This is a genomic window from Streptomyces sp. CA2R106, from assembly GCF_037034245.1.
Lineage (GTDB): Bacteria > Actinomycetota > Actinomycetes > Streptomycetales > Streptomycetaceae > Actinacidiphila.
Window position 1 is genome coordinate 63293 of sequence record NZ_JBAGKC010000022.1, and the last position, 13449, is coordinate 76741.

General features: G+C 74.0%; 13 protein-coding genes. 10 read left to right on the top strand and 3 right to left on the bottom strand.

From position 1 onward, the window contains the following. Positions 1-33 precede the first annotated feature (33 nt). Positions 34-663 (top strand): response regulator transcription factor, encoded by a 630-nt coding sequence (locus tag WA788_RS25780; protein WP_335981121.1) that lies wholly within the window; start codon positions 34-36, stop codon positions 661-663. Between the two features lie 38 nt (positions 664-701). On the opposite strand, the gene WA788_RS25785 is transcribed toward WA788_RS25780, so the two are convergent. Continuing rightward, positions 702-1562, bottom strand: a complete 861-nt coding sequence (locus tag WA788_RS25785) for a helix-turn-helix domain-containing protein (protein WP_335981122.1) — start codon at positions 1560-1562, stop codon at positions 702-704. 166 nt (positions 1563-1728) lie between these two features. Here WA788_RS25785 and WA788_RS25790 point away from each other — a divergent pair, with 166 nt between their 5' ends. Then, complete coding sequence (locus WA788_RS25790; RefSeq protein WP_335981123.1) at positions 1729-2523, top strand: helix-turn-helix domain-containing protein; 795 nt, start codon at positions 1729-1731, stop codon at positions 2521-2523. A gap of 33 nt (positions 2524-2556) precedes the next feature. Here the strand turns inward: WA788_RS25790 and WA788_RS25795 are convergent, their stop codons facing one another. Further along, the gene (locus WA788_RS25795; protein ID WP_335981125.1) at positions 2557-4002 is read right to left on the bottom strand and encodes an MFS transporter; all 1446 of its coding nucleotides are present in this window, start codon (positions 4000-4002) and stop codon (positions 2557-2559) included. Positions 4003-4420: 418 nt separating this feature from the next. Here WA788_RS25795 and WA788_RS25800 point away from each other — a divergent pair, with 418 nt between their 5' ends. The 5 genes from WA788_RS25800 (at position 4421) to WA788_RS25820 (ending at position 9111) form a co-directional block, all read left to right on the top strand. Beyond that, on the top strand, positions 4421-6394 hold the full coding sequence (locus WA788_RS25800; protein ID WP_335981126.1) for a sensor histidine kinase: 1974 nt from the start codon (positions 4421-4423) through the stop codon (positions 6392-6394). Between the two features lie 96 nt (positions 6395-6490). Then, entirely contained in the window at positions 6491-6904 is a 414-nt protein-coding gene (locus WA788_RS25805; RefSeq protein ID WP_335981128.1) for a roadblock/LC7 domain-containing protein, read from the top strand. After that, positions 6901-7257, top strand: a complete 357-nt coding sequence (locus tag WA788_RS25810) for a DUF742 domain-containing protein (RefSeq protein WP_335981130.1) — start codon at positions 6901-6903, stop codon at positions 7255-7257. Before WA788_RS25805 ends, WA788_RS25810 begins: the two co-directional genes overlap by 4 nt. Then, complete coding sequence (locus WA788_RS25815; RefSeq protein WP_335981131.1) at positions 7238-7846, top strand: GTP-binding protein; 609 nt, start codon at positions 7238-7240, stop codon at positions 7844-7846. Before WA788_RS25810 ends, WA788_RS25815 begins: the two co-directional genes overlap by 20 nt. Beyond that, entirely contained in the window at positions 7843-9111 is a 1269-nt protein-coding gene (locus tag WA788_RS25820) for a cytochrome P450 (protein WP_335981132.1), read from the top strand. Before WA788_RS25815 ends, WA788_RS25820 begins: the two co-directional genes overlap by 4 nt. Before the next feature lie 61 nt (positions 9112-9172). On the opposite strand, the gene WA788_RS25825 is transcribed toward WA788_RS25820, so the two are convergent. Next, a complete protein-coding gene (locus WA788_RS25825; RefSeq protein ID WP_335981133.1) occupies positions 9173-10387 on the bottom strand; it encodes a cytochrome P450 in 1215 nt (404 codons plus the stop codon). A gap of 161 nt (positions 10388-10548) precedes the next feature. Between WA788_RS25825 and WA788_RS25830 the strand changes: the two genes are divergently transcribed. From WA788_RS25830 to WA788_RS25840, 3 genes are all read left to right on the top strand, one after another. Then, positions 10549-11250 (top strand): class I SAM-dependent methyltransferase, encoded by a 702-nt coding sequence (locus tag WA788_RS25830; protein ID WP_335981134.1) that lies wholly within the window; start codon positions 10549-10551, stop codon positions 11248-11250. Positions 11251-11293: 43 nt separating this feature from the next. Then, positions 11294-12229, top strand: coding sequence for an N-acetylmuramoyl-L-alanine amidase (locus WA788_RS25835; RefSeq protein ID WP_335981136.1), 936 nt, complete (start codon positions 11294-11296; stop codon positions 12227-12229). Between the two features lie 144 nt (positions 12230-12373). Then, the gene (locus WA788_RS25840) at positions 12374-13237 is read left to right on the top strand and encodes a hypothetical protein (protein ID WP_335981138.1); all 864 of its coding nucleotides are present in this window, start codon (positions 12374-12376) and stop codon (positions 13235-13237) included. Positions 13238-13449 lie beyond the last annotated feature (212 nt).

The window sequence follows — 13449 nt, forward strand, 5'->3', positions numbered from 1 at the left end:
CCGAGTCCGCGCCGACCGCCCTACCCTTGGGGGATGAGCGACGGGAATGGGGCGCGGGCCGTCCGGGTGCTCCTCGCCGAGGACCAGGGCATGATGCGGGGGGCGCTGGCGCTGCTGCTGGACCTGGAGGACGACATGGAGGTCGTCGCGCAGGTCGGGGCGGGGGACCGGATTGTGGCCGAGGCGCTGGCGGCGCGGCCGGACGTCGCGCTGCTGGACATCGAACTGCCCGGGCGCAGCGGGCTCGACGCGGCCGCCGACCTGCGCGGGCAACTGCCGTCCTGCAAGGTACTGATCCTCACGACGTTCGGCCGGCCCGGCTATCTGCGGCGGGCGATGGAGGCGGGCGCGGCCGGGTTCCTCGTCAAGGACGGGCCGGTGGAGGAGTTGGCCGGTGCGATCCGCCAAGTGCTGCGCGGGGAACGGGTGATCGACCCGGCCCTGGCGGCGGCCGCGCTCAGCGCCGGGCCCAGCCCGCTGACCGCCCGCGAGCGGGACGTCCTCAACGCCGCGGCCGACGGGGCGACCGTCGCGGACATCGCCCGGCGCGTCTTCCTCTCCGAGTCCACCGTGCGCAACTACCTCTCCGCGGCCATCGGCAAGACCGGCACCCGCAACCGCATCGAAGCCCTCCGCTCCGCCCGCCAGCACGGCTGGCTCTAGGGCTACGTCCTCCGCGACGGCGGTGGCTGGTGGGGGGCTCATGACGCGGGGTTCTCCGTGGTTCCGGCTGCGGTGTGCTCGGTCAGGAGGGTGCGCAGGAAGGTGAGCGACTCGGTCGGGGTCAGTGCGGTGTCGCGGAGCAGGTCGTAGGCCAGTCGCAGCGGTTCGACCTCTTCCGGCTCCTCCAGGACGTGGCTGCCGCAGCTGCTCGGCGCGTACGCGACGGTGCGCCCCTGCGGGAGGTAGACCAGCTCCAGGGAGCCGTGCAGCGGATGCGGCCCGGTGTCGAACGGCATCACGTGCAGGGAGACGCCCGGGAGTTGGGCCATCTCGATGAGGTGTTCCAGCTGCCGGGTCCAGGTCTGCGGGTCGCGTGCCTTCCGGCGCAGCACGGCTTCGTCGATGAGGGCCCGGTAGTGGACCGGGTCCTCGTCGGTCAGCCGTTCCTGCCGCGCCAGCCGCCCGGCCACTCGCGCGTCGGCCTGCTGGGGGCTTCCCGTGCGTGCGGCCCGTACCTGCTCCTCCGCGTACGCGCGGGTCTGGAGGAGGTCCGGCACCGCACTGAGCGCGTACTCCTGGATTCCGGCCGCCCCGGCCTCCAACGGCCCGAGCCGGATGAACGGCTGGTCCTTCGTCTCCCGTTTGGCCAGGTGCCACAGCCGCACCAGCAGGTCCCCGGTGCCGTACACCTTGTCCAGCGCGGCGGCCGCCTGCACGGTGCCGAGCCGCTGGCCCCGCTCCAACCGGTGCAGGTACGACTGCTCGTACAGACACGACTCCGCGAGCTGCACCAGCGTCCACCCCGCCTCCTGCCGCAGGCGCGCCAGCTCGCTCGCATACCACTCCCGCGCCGACAGGCCCTCCCAGTCGGCGCTCTTCGCGCCACCGTCCTTGCTCATCGCGGACCTCCTGCTGCTCGTGGACGCCGAGTGCGCAGTCGAAGGGGAGGTCACAGAATGTCGTTGATCCCATGCTCAACGCGACGACACTCGGGGTGTCATTCCGGCGTCATCAAGGGCGTCATTCGGGTGTCATTCCGACCCGCGGCGGACTACCGTGACCGGCATGACGACAGCGACTCCGAACAGCACGCTCCGGGCCGTCCGCATGGGACTGCTCATGAGCCAGGACGAGTTCGCCCGCGCGTTGCGGGCAGCGGGGGAGCGCGCCGGGCAGCCCAACGACGCGAGCAAGCGGCTGGTCCAGCGCTGGGAGGCAGGTACCACCGCGGCTCCCCGTCCTGTCTACGCCCGCGCGTTGGAGTCCATCACCGGCCTGCCGATCGAGTCTCTCGGCTTCGCGCCGGCGATCCCTCAGGCGCGCGTGGTGGAGGACGGCGACGGCGGCCACGACGTCGAACCCGCGCGGCCCGGCGGCACCGCTCACGCCACGACGCCCGGCCGCGGGCGCGCCCCGCAACCCGCGCCGACGGGCAACTACAGCGGGGTGTGGCTGAGCCGCTACGAGTACTACTCCAGCAGCCGCGGGAAGACGTTCACCGGGCTCCACCACGTCGTCGTGCTCCAGCACGGCAACCGGCTGACGGTCCGCAGTATCCCCGGCTCGTCGGACTCGACCCTCACCGTGGACCTCACCATCGACGGGAGCGTCGTCACCGGAACGTGGGTGGAGCAGACGGCCGGTGACAGCTACTACCGCGGTGCCCGCTACCACGGCGCCATCCAGATGCTGGTCGAACCGACCGGGCGCCGTATGGCGGGCAAATGGGTCGGGTTCGGCAAGGAGATGGACATGAACACCGGGCCATGGGGGCTGACCTTCGAGGACCCGTCGACGAACAAGGCCACCCTCGCCCGGTACGCCCGCCTCCCCGGTGACGCTCCTGGCACCGCCGAGTAGCGAGGGACACCGAGGCGCCGGACTCTGGTGCGGCTAGGCGCGTTTCGGGGTGGGGTTGGGGAGGAGGGCGATCAGGCAGGTGGCGGTGGCGACGAAGGCCGCGGCGATCAGGAAGGCGAGGCCGTAGCCCGAGGTGAGGGCGTGGGCGGGGTCGGCGCCGTGGGTGCGGCGGGTGGTGAAGCGGTCCGCGGCGGCCGTCGCGAGGATGGTCAGCCCGAGGGCGCCGCCGAGTTGCCGTGAGGTGTTGAGCAGTCCGGAGACGACACCCTGCTCGCCCATGGCCACCCCGGAGGTCGCGGCCGCGGCGATCGGCGTCATCAGCAGGCCCGCGCCGAACATCGTGAGGATGCCCGGCCCGAGGATCGTCCCGGTGAAGCTGCCGTGCACGGTGAGCGTGCTCTGCCACACCAGCCCGGCCGCCGACAGCACCCCGCCGGCCGCGCCCACCAGCCGGGCGTCCGTCCGGCCCATCAGGCGCGGCGCGAGCTTGGAGCCGACGATGATCGCCACGGTGTGCGGCAGGAACGACACCCCGGCGCGCACCGGGCTCCAGCCGAGCACGTTCTGCATGTACAGGGAGAGGAAGTACCAGGTGGAGAAGGTCGCCGCGCCGCACCCGAGCAGTACCGTGTTCGCCGCCGACACCGACCGCACCCGCAGCAGCCGCAGCGGCATCAGCGGCGCCACCGTACGCGCCTCGACCAGGGCGAAGGCCGCGAGCAGCAGCGCGCCCGCGGCCAGCGGCAGCAGCGAGCGCACCGAGGCCCAGCCGTAGGACTCGCTCTGCGCGATGCCGTACGCCAGCCCGGCCACGCCCGCGGTGACCAGCACCGCGCCCGGCACGTCCAGCCGGCGGGCCCGCTCCGCGCGGCTCTCGGTCAGGCAGAGCGCCGCACCCACCAGCACCAGGGCGCCGACGGGCACATTGACCAGCAGCACCCACCGCCAGGACAGGTAGTCGGTGAGCAGCCCGCCGACCAGGCCGCCGGCCGCGCCGCCGCCGGCGCCGACCGCCGTCCACGTGCCGATCGCCCGGGTGCGCTCGGAGCCCTCGGGGAAGGACGTGGTGAGGATGGACAGCGTGGTCGGCGCGAGCACCGCCGCGCCCAGGCCCTGCACCGCGCGGGCACCGACCAGCATCCAGGCGTCCTGCGCCAGCCCGCCGGCCAGGCTCGCCGCGGTGAACAGCCCGAGGCCCACCAGGAAGGTGCGCTTGCGGCCGAAGAGGTCCGCGGCCCGCCCGCCCAGCAGCAGGAACCCGGCGAAGGTCAGCGCGTAGGCGTTGACCACCCACTGCTGCCCGCCGTCGCCCAGGGACAGCGCCGAACGCATCGACGGCAGCGCCACGTTGACCACCGACACGTCGAGTACGACCAGGAACTGGCCCGCACACACCATCGCGAGCACCGCCCACGCGGGAGCTGCCGCACGGCCGCCGGTACGGGAGGTGGGCGCCCGCCGCCCCAGGAGTTCGCTCATACGACCATCCTCCCGGCTGCCCCGCCCCACGGCATCGGGATTTCGACCTACGCCCGACCTACCCGCGGCCTACGCCCCGCACCACCCCCAACCCGCGCACGCGCCGGCGCCAGAAGCCGCGAACCCACCCGCTGGACCTATCGCACGGTGACGACAGCAGCCGAGCATTCCTCGAAAACGTCGCCCGAACGGGGGACTTGCCGGGCGGGACGCCTGACGACCGGCCGCCGCGGACCATCATGAACGCTGGCCCGCACCGCAGTTCGGCCCGATCCGGCGCGGCGCCGACCACGGATCAGCACGGGCATGGCACGGGCATGGCACGGGCACGGACCGTCCCCGAACCGCACGCGCACGCCGCCCGCAGGCTCGTCGCCATACCTCCGACCGATCACGAGGACCGACGAAGGACCGCCAGATGCCAGATCGTTCACCCGCCGGCCGCCCGGCCGGACCGCACCCGCTCCCCGGCACCCCGGCCCTCGCCCTCGGGGCGGCGGCGGTCTGCGCCCTGGCCTGGGCCGTGCTCACCCTCGGCGCACCACGGGAGGCGCGCGGCTGGGTGCAGACGGTCTCGATCGGCTACGGCGTGCTGCTGGTGGCGGCCGTGATCTGGGCCGGCAGCGCCTCGCACCGCCGGCACCACACGGCCGACCGGCTCGCCGCCGCCGACAGCAGGAACGCCGACCTGCGCCGCAAGGCCACCCAGGCCGAGGCGTTCGCCGACGGCCACCAGCGGCAGCTGGCGCGGATGGCCGCCGACGCGGACGCCGTCGCCGCCGAACTGGCCGCCGCGCGCGCCGAGACCGAGCAGTTGCGGGTCCGCCTGGAAGCGGCGGCCGCCGACGCGGGCGTCCTGGCCGAGACCGCGATCCCGCGCACGGTCGAGATGCTCGGCTCCGGCGCCTCCGCGGCCACCGCGCTGGCCGCCGCCCCCGCGCTCGCCGACCCGCGGCACCGCCGGGTGCTGGAGGTCTTCACCGCCGAACTCGCCGGCGCCGCCCGGCTGCGCGCGGCCACCCTCGCCGCGTGCGCCAACGCCGCGGGCCGGGTCCAGGCGCTGACCACCACGATGATGGCCGACCTGCGCGAGATGGAGAACCGTTACGACGAGGACGTTCTCGGCGACCTGCTCAAGCTGGACCACGCCACGGCGCAGGCCGGACGGCTGGCGGACAGCATCGCGGTGCTCACCGGCGGCCGGTCCGGGCGGCGGTGGACCAAGCCGATCGTGATGGAGAGCATCCTGCGCGGTGCGATCGGCCGGATCAGCGCCTACCAGCGGGTCCGGCTGCACTCCACGTCCACCGCCGCGGTCGTCGGCCACGCCGCCGAGGGCGTCATGCACGCGCTCGCCGAACTCGTCGACAACGCCACCCGGTTCTCGCCGCCCACCGAGACGGTGCACCTCTATGTCGAGGAGCTGACCACCGGCGTGGTGATCACCGTCGAGGACGCGGGCCTGGTGATGAGCCCCCCGGCGCTGCGCCGCGCCCAGCACGCGGTCTCGCACGACCCGCTGCGGCTGGGCACCTTGTCGGGCACCCGGCTCGGCCTGGCCGTCGTCGGCGGCGTCGCCGGGAAGTACGGGCTGACCGTCAACTTCCGGCCCTCCTCACGCGGCGGCACCGGGGTACTGCTGCTCATCCCGCAGCACCTGATCACGCGGCCGCGGGAGGAGACACCCGCGCACGGTACGCCGCAGGAGCCCGCGGAGCGCGAACGGGACCGGGACCGCGGCGCACCGCGTACGGCGGTGCCCGCGGCGACCGGTCCGGCCGCCTCCGGCGAACCGGTGATCGGCCCGAGCGGACTGCCGATGCGGCAGCCCGGTCACACCGCCCCCACCGCGCCCCTGCCGGTCCCCGCGCCCGCCGCGCCCGCCGAGGGCACCGCCTGGTCCAGCCATCCGCCGGCCGGACCCGATAGCGGCACCGAAACCGAAACCAGCACCGCCGGGACGTTTCCCCACGCGCCCGAGCCCGTACCGCAGAGCGGGACCGTACCCGAACCCGCCGCGCCCCCCGCGGCGGACGACGACCTGTTCGCCCTGCCCAAGCGGGTCCGCGGCCACACCCTCGCCGCCGCCGAGCACGCCCTGCCCGGCCAGGGCCGGCCCGGCCGCGACGAGCCCGTCCCGCAGCCGGCCACCGGCAACATGGGCGCCCGCTTCGGCGCGTTCGTCGCCGCGGGCAAACGCCGGCGCGAACAGACCGCCCGCACCCGCGCCGCCGAGCCCCAGCAGCCTGCGGGACCGCAGCCCGCCGCACTCCAGCACGCCGAGCCGCAGCAGCACGCCGAACCCCAGCACGCCAAACCGCAGGACGACCCGTACGACATGCCGCACGGCGCGCCCCACGACACCCCGCAGGACGGCACCCCCTCGCCGTAGGACCTGCGCGCCCAGGCACCCCCACCCGTCAGCGTCAGGACAACAGATTGGAGGAAGGGGCCCGCGACCCGCACCGCCGGGTGGACCTCGACCGCGATGCAGACCACCGACCGCAACCTCGACTGGTTGCTGGACAGCCTCCTCGACCGCACCCCGGGCAGCCGGCACGCGCTCGTGCTCTCCCGCGACGGCCTCAAGATGAGCTGGTCCACGAGCTTGAACGTCGACCAGGCCGACCAGCTCGCCGCCATCGCGTCGGGCATCCAGAGCCTGTCGCACGGCGCGTCCGTGGAGTTCGGGGACGGCAGCGGCGGGGTGCGGCAGTCGATGACCGAGTTCCACGGCGGCCTGCTGGTGATCGTGGAGGCCGGCGAGGGCGCGCACCTCGCGGTCGTGGCCGCGCAGGACGCCGACGCCGGCATGATCGGCCACAACACCAGCGAACTGGTGGAGCAGTTGAGCGACTACCTGACCGCGCCACCGCGCAGCCCCGCCGAGGAGCCCGCGTGACCCGCGCGAGCGTCGGCGGTGAGGACCCCGACCGGCTCTACACCGTCACCGGCGGCCGCAGCCGCGCCGACGACGACCGGCTGGACCTGGTCGCCCTGATCGTCAGCGAGTCGCAGCCCACCGCCGGGATGCAGTCCGAGCACGCCGCGATCCTGCGGACCTGCCGGCGCCCCACCGCGGTGGTGGAGCTGTCCGCGGACCTGCGGCTGCCGGTGAGCGTGGTGCGCATCCTGCTGGCCGACCTGCTGGACACCGGCATGATCACCGCCCGCCACCCCCGTACCCGCGCGGGCGCCCGGCTGCCCGACTCCGACCTTCTGAAGCAGGTGCTCGTTGGACTCCGCAAACTGTGAACCGCCCGCGCGCAGGCCGCTGGCCGACACCGCCGACGAGGGACTGAAGATCGTGATCGTCGGCGGGTTCGGGGTCGGCAAGACCACCATGGTCCGCTCGGTCAGCGAGATCCGCCCGCTGAACACCGAGGAGACGATGACCCAGGCGGGCGTCGGCATCGACGAGGCCGCCGGCGTCGACGGCAAGGCCACCACCACCGTCGCCTTCGACTTCGGCCGGATCAGCCTCAACGCGCGCATGGTGCTCTACCTGTTCGGGGCGCCCGGCCAGCAGCGCTTCTGGTTCCTGTGGGACCGGCTCTTCGCCGGCACCCTCGGCGCGGTGGTGCTGGTCGACCCGCGCCGGGTCGCCGACTCCTGGTACGCCATCGACCGGCTGGAGCACCACGGCCTGCCGTTCGTGGTGGCCCGCAACAGCTTCGGGCCGCCGGTGCACACCCTGGAGCAGATACGGGACGCCCTCACCCTCGACGACGCCGTTCCGCTCATCGACTGCGACGCGCGCGACCGGGAGTCCGGCAAGACCGTCCTGATCACGCTCGTCGACCACCTCTACGCCCTGTCCCGTGCCCAGGAGATGGCCCAGTGACCGACCACGCCCCCGCGGGTGCCGCGCTGTCCGCACCGCCCGCGCACTGCCCGGCCCCCTTCGGCGCCGTGGCCCTCGGCGGCCTGGAGTTCCAGCAGACCCCGGCCCGGCTCTACCAGGAACTGCGCCGCGCCCACGGCCCGGTGGCGCCGGTGCTGCTCGACGGCGGCGTGCCCGCCTGGCTGGTGCTCGGCTACCGCGAACTGCACTACGTCACCTCCAACGACGAGTTGTTCGCCCGCGACTCGCGCCGCTGGAACCAGTGGGAGGCGATCCCCGCGGACTGGCCGCTGCTGCCGTACGTCGGCTACCAGCCGTCGGTGCTCTTCGCGGAGGGCGCCGAGCACCAGCGGCGGGCCGGGGTGATCAGCGACGCGCTCGCCGAGGTCGACCAGTTCGAGCTGAAACGGCACTGCGAGGAGGTCGCCGACCGGCTGATCAACGCGTTCGCCGGGCGCGGCCGGGCGGACCTGATGGCCGACTACGCGCACCGGCTGCCGCTGCTGGCGGCGGTCTGGATGTGCGGGCTGCCGGAGGCGCAGACCGCCGACATGGTCCGCGACCTGACCACGTCGCTGGACGCCGCCGAGGGCGAGGACCCGGTCGCGGCCTACCTGCGGGTCCAGCAGCGGGTCCAGGCGCTGCTGGACCACAAGCGGGTGCTGCCCGGCCCGGACGTCGCCTCCCGGATGCTCGCCCACCGCGCGGGGCTGGCGGACATGGAGATCGTCCAGGACCTGGTCACGGTGATCGCCGCCGCGCAGCAGCCGACCGCGAACTGGATCGGCAACGCGCTGCGGCTGATGCTCACCGACGACCGGTTCGCCGTCACCCTGTCCGGCGGCCGGGGCAGCGCGGGCCAGGCGCTCAACGAGGTGCTGTGGGAGGACACCCCGACGCAGAACTTCATCGGCCGGTGGGCCACCCGCGACACGCAGCTCGGCGGCCGCCAGATCCGGCAGGGCGACTGCGTGCTGCTCGGCCTGGCCGCGGCCAACACCGACCCGGAGGTGCGGCCCGACGGGCCGGCCGGGGCCGCCGGCAACAGCGCGCACGTCTCCTTCAGCCACGGCGAGCACCGCTGCCCGTACCCGGCGCCGGAGTTGGCCGAGGCGATCGCCGGGACCGCGGTCGAGGTGCTGCTCGACCGGCTGCCGGACGTGGAGTTGTCGGTGGAGCCGCACGAGCTGGCCTGGCGGCCGTCGATCTGGATGCGCGGCTTGGAGCGGCTGCCGGTCCGCTTCACCTCCGCGTACGTCGGCTGAAGCGGGCCGGCGGGCTCAGGCCGGGCCGGGGCTCGGCTCAGACCGGGCCGGGCCGGCGGGCTCACACCGGGTCGAACGCCACCCGTACCGACGCCGGGCCGCGGGTGAACACACCGCGCTCGACGGGGAGTTCGCCGGGTGCCAGCCGCACCCCCGGCAGGGCGTCGAGCAGCTGGTTCACCCCGACCTCCACCTCCGTCTTCGCCAGCAGCGCTCCGACGCAGAAGTGCCGGCCCAGGGCGAACGCCAGATGGTCGGCGGCCGCGGAGAACGCGTTGGTGCTGTTCAGGTCGGAGCGGAAGATGTCGAACACGTCCGGGTCGGCGTACCGCTCCTCGTCGCGGTTGGCGGCGCCGATCAGGCAGGTGACGGTGCTGCCCTTGCGGATGGTGCCGCCGCTGACCGGCACGTCGGTGGCGGCCTGCCGCATGATCATGTGCACCGGCGGGGTGTAGCGCAGCGTCTCGGCGAACGCGCGCGGCACCAGGGCGCGGTCCGCGCGGACCGCCGCGAGCTGGTCGGGGTGGCGCAGCAGGTTGGCGAAGACGCTCGCGATCGCCTTGTCGGTGGTCTCGCCGCCCGCGGCCAGCAGCAGGCTGCAGAACGCCTTGATGTCCTCGTCGTCCATCGCGGTGCCGTCCACCTCGGCCCGGCACAGCGCGGAGAGCAGGTCGTCGCCGGGGTGGGCGCGGCGGTCCCGGATGATCGGGAGCATGTACGCGGCGAACTCCACCCGGGTGCGCTGCCCGGCCGCGGTGACCTCCGGGTCCTGGGCGAGGTTGCCGAGGAACGCGATCACGGAGGTGTACCAGCCGTGGAAGCGGTCGTGGTCGGCCGGGTCCAGGCCGAGCATGTCGGCGATGACGTTGACCGGGAAGCGGGTGGCGTACTGCCCGACGAGCTCGGCCGAGCCGGTCCGCCGGAAGGCGTCGATCAGCCGGCGGGAGTTGCGCTCGATCACGGGCAGGAACTTCTCCTGGAGCTCCCGGCCGCGGAAGGCGGGCGCGACCAGGGCGCGGCGCACCGCGTGCTCGCGGCCGCTCATCTGGAGGATGGTCCGGCCGTGCACGGGTTCGAGCTGCCAGGCGTAGTTGTCGGTGGTGAACGTGCTGTCCTTGAAGGCGCGTTCGACGTCCTCGTAGCGCGAGACGATGTAGCTGCGCATGCCCTCGTGCCAGACGAGGGGCGTCTCCTGCCGCATCACCCGGTAGCTGGCGTACGGGTCCTCGGCGAACTGCGGCGACAGGATGTCGTGGGCCTGACCGGGTACGGGCATGGGACTCCTCGGGCGGATAGGACCGGCGGAACCTGCGCATACGTACGTACCCGGCCAGCGTAGGCACGAACAGGCGTTCCGGCCATACGAGTTGGCGGCCCGCCGCGGGGCATGGTGGCGCCGCGGCGGGCGGGAGGCGAGCGGCCGCCTACGCTGGCGGCATGGACAAGGACGTACGTACCGCCTTCGAGGCCGCCAAGGGCTTCATGCCGCTCGACGAGGGCCTGGCCCTGCACGCCGCCGCGAAGGAGGCCGCGGCCGGCCTCGGGCTGCCGCTGCTGGAGGTCGGCACGTACTGCGGGCGCTCCACGCTGCTGCTCGCCGAGGCCGCCGCGGCGGCCGGCACCGTCGTGGTGACGGTGGACCACCACCGCGGCAGCGAGGAGCAGCAGCCCGGCTGGGAGTACCACGACCCGGAGCTGGTGGACCCGGTCACCGGGCGGATGGACACCCTCCCGCAGTTCCGCCGCACCCTGCACGCCGCCGGGCTGGAGGAGCACGTGATCGCGGTGGTCGGCCGCTCCCCGCAGGTCGCGAAGGTGTGGCGGCAGCCGCTCGGCCTGGTCTTCGTCGACGGCGGCCACACCGACGAGCACGCGGGCGCGGACTACGAGGGCTGGGCGCCGCTGCTGGCCGAGGGCGGCCTGCTGGTGATCCACGACGTCTTCCCCGACCCGGCCGACGGCGGCCGGGCGCCGTACCGGATCTACCGGCGGGCGCTGGCGTCCGGGGCGTTCACCGAGGTGTCGGCGACCGGCTCGCTGCGGGTGCTGCGGCGCGGCGCCGGGCACCTGGACACCGGGCGGCCGGATGCCGGGCAGGCGGGCGCCCCCGGCGCTGACGCGGCCGACCGCGGAAAGTGACGCCGGGTGCAAGGTGACAGCTCGGGCCGATAGAGTCGCGGGCGTGTTCAGCAACGGGTCACACGGGGGCGGTCGTGGCGGCGGACTCGCCGCAGCGGCCGTGGTGGCGGCGGCGGTGCTTGTGAGTGGCTGCGGAACAGCGGCGGACTCGGGCTCCGGTACCGGCGGCACACGCAGCACGGGCAGCGCGTCGAGCGCCGACGGGAAGAACGCCGGCGGCGGCAGCGCCGCGCCCGGCGGCACCACCCCGTCCGCGACGCCGTCTGCTGAAACGCTTCCCCTGGCCGGGAAGGTCGTCGTGCTCGACCCGGGGCACAATCCGACCAACTACCAGCACACCGCGCAGATCAACCGGCTGGTCGACATCGGCACGAACCGCAAGGAATGCGACACCACGGGGACCGAGACCGACTCCGGCTATCCGGAGGCGACCTACACCCTGGACGTCTCCCGGCGGACGCGGGCGATCCTGGTCGCCCGCGGCGCGAAGGTGGTGCTGACCCAGGACGGCGACCGCCCGTACGGCCCCTGTGTCGACGAGCGGGCCCGGATCGGCAACGCCGCCCACGCGGACGCCGCGCTGTCCATCCACGCCGACGGCGCGCCCGCCGGTGCGCGCGGCTTCCATGTGATCGCGCCGAAGTCGCTGCACGCGGGCGGCGCCGACACCCGGAAGATCGCCGCTCCGTCGCTGCTGCTCGCCACCACGCTGCGGGCGCACTTCAAGGCGGCGACCGGTGAGCCCTTCGCCGACTACCTCGGCGGGGGCAAGGGGTTGATGGTCCGCGACGACCTGGGCGGGCTCAACCTCTCCACCGTGCCGAAGGTGTTCATCGAGTGCGGCAACATGCGCAACGCGCAGGACGCCGCGTCGTTGACGAGTGCCGGCTGGCGGCAGCGCGCCGCCCAGGGCATCGCCGACGGCCTCACCGCCTTTCTGCAGGGTTCCCCCGCGGGGCCTGCCGATGGGAAGAGGTGACAGGGCTGTAGCAGTCCGGTATGGATCGTGCACCAAGACGCATACCTGACACCCGGCCAAAGGTCACACCCGTACGATGGGGCACCGCTTCCCGCCCCGACGAACCGAATCCAGCATTCCGCATCGCAAAGGACAGGACCCGACGTGAACATCCGCTCCCTGACCCGAGGAGACGGCCTGGTGATCGGCTCAGCGGCGCTGCTGCTGATCGCCTCCTTCCTGCCGTTCTACAGTTACCCCAGCGGCTACTCCGTGAGCGGTGGCGTCTCGCACAGCTCGCAGAACCTCTGGCACTCGGCCACGTTCCCGATCCTGCCGTCGGTCACGCTGGCCGCGATCATCGCCGCCGCGGCGCTGCTGGTCTCCCGGTCGGGGCAGTTCGCGGGGCGGCAGGTGCTCGGGCTGTCCCTCGACCAGTGGACGATCGCGCTGTCGCTGTTCGTCGGCTGGACCGCGGTGTGGTCGACGCTCTTCAACAACCAGGACAACGTCGACAAGAAGGTCGGCGCCTGGCTGACCCTGATCTTCGGTGTCGTCATCGCGGTGGCCGCGGTGCTGGGCAGCCGGCTGCCCGCGCTGAAGGCCCCGCTGGCCGGCGCCCCGCGCCCGCAGCAGCCGCAGCCGTACGGTGTCGGCGGCCCGCAGCCCTACGGTGCGGCCCCGCAGCAGGCGGGCTACGGCTACCCGGGCGGCGCGCAGTCGGTGGACCCCGCCTACGCCGGCGCCCCGGCCCCGCAGCCGCCGTACGGCGGTTCACCCGCGGCCGGTGTGCACTCGCAGCCGACCACGGCCGCCCCGTCGCCGTCCGCGGACTTCACCGCGTTCTGGTTCGCGGTGCCGGTCCCGCGGCCGCTGTTCGCCGAGGACGGCAGCGGCGGGCAGATCGCCGAACTGGCCCCGGGCACCTGGTACCTCGCGGTGGACCAGCGCGGCCAGGCGCTCATCGCGCAGACCCAGGACGGGCGCCGCGGCGTCCTCCAGGACAGCAGCGGCATCCAGCGCGGCTGATCCGCGGCGCCCGACCGCGTCGGGCCGGTTCGCCGGGCGGGCACGGCCGTACGACCGGGCGCCGCACCACGGCCGGCCGCCTCCCTCATGACGGGGGAGGCGGCCGGCCGTCGTCGTGCCGGGACCCGGCCCGGGGTCGGCCCGCACCGGCAGTTGGTGGCAGGTCCACTTCAACAAGACGGCCCCGCGGCAGGTTTCGCCCACCGCGCCCG

Excerpts from the sequence above, each read along its gene's own strand:
- WA788_RS25805 (WP_335981128.1), top strand. The coding sequence starts at position 6,491 with ATGCAGACCACCGACCGCAACCTCGACTGGTTGCTGGACAGCCTCCTC.
- WA788_RS25795 (WP_335981125.1), bottom strand. The coding sequence starts at position 4,002 with ATGAGCGAACTCCTGGGGCGGCGGGCGCCCACCTCCCGTACCGGCGGC.
- WA788_RS25800 (WP_335981126.1), top strand. The coding sequence starts at position 4,421 with ATGCCAGATCGTTCACCCGCCGGCCGCCCGGCCGGACCGCACCCGCTC.
- WA788_RS25780 (WP_335981121.1), top strand. The coding sequence starts at position 34 with ATGAGCGACGGGAATGGGGCGCGGGCCGTCCGGGTGCTCCTCGCCGAG.
- WA788_RS25830 (WP_335981134.1), top strand. The coding sequence starts at position 10,549 with ATGGACAAGGACGTACGTACCGCCTTCGAGGCCGCCAAGGGCTTCATG.
- WA788_RS25825 (WP_335981133.1), bottom strand. The coding sequence starts at position 10,387 with ATGCCCGTACCCGGTCAGGCCCACGACATCCTGTCGCCGCAGTTCGCC.
- WA788_RS25785 (WP_335981122.1), bottom strand. The coding sequence starts at position 1,562 with ATGAGCAAGGACGGTGGCGCGAAGAGCGCCGACTGGGAGGGCCTGTCG.
- WA788_RS25790 (WP_335981123.1), top strand. The coding sequence starts at position 1,729 with ATGACGACAGCGACTCCGAACAGCACGCTCCGGGCCGTCCGCATGGGA.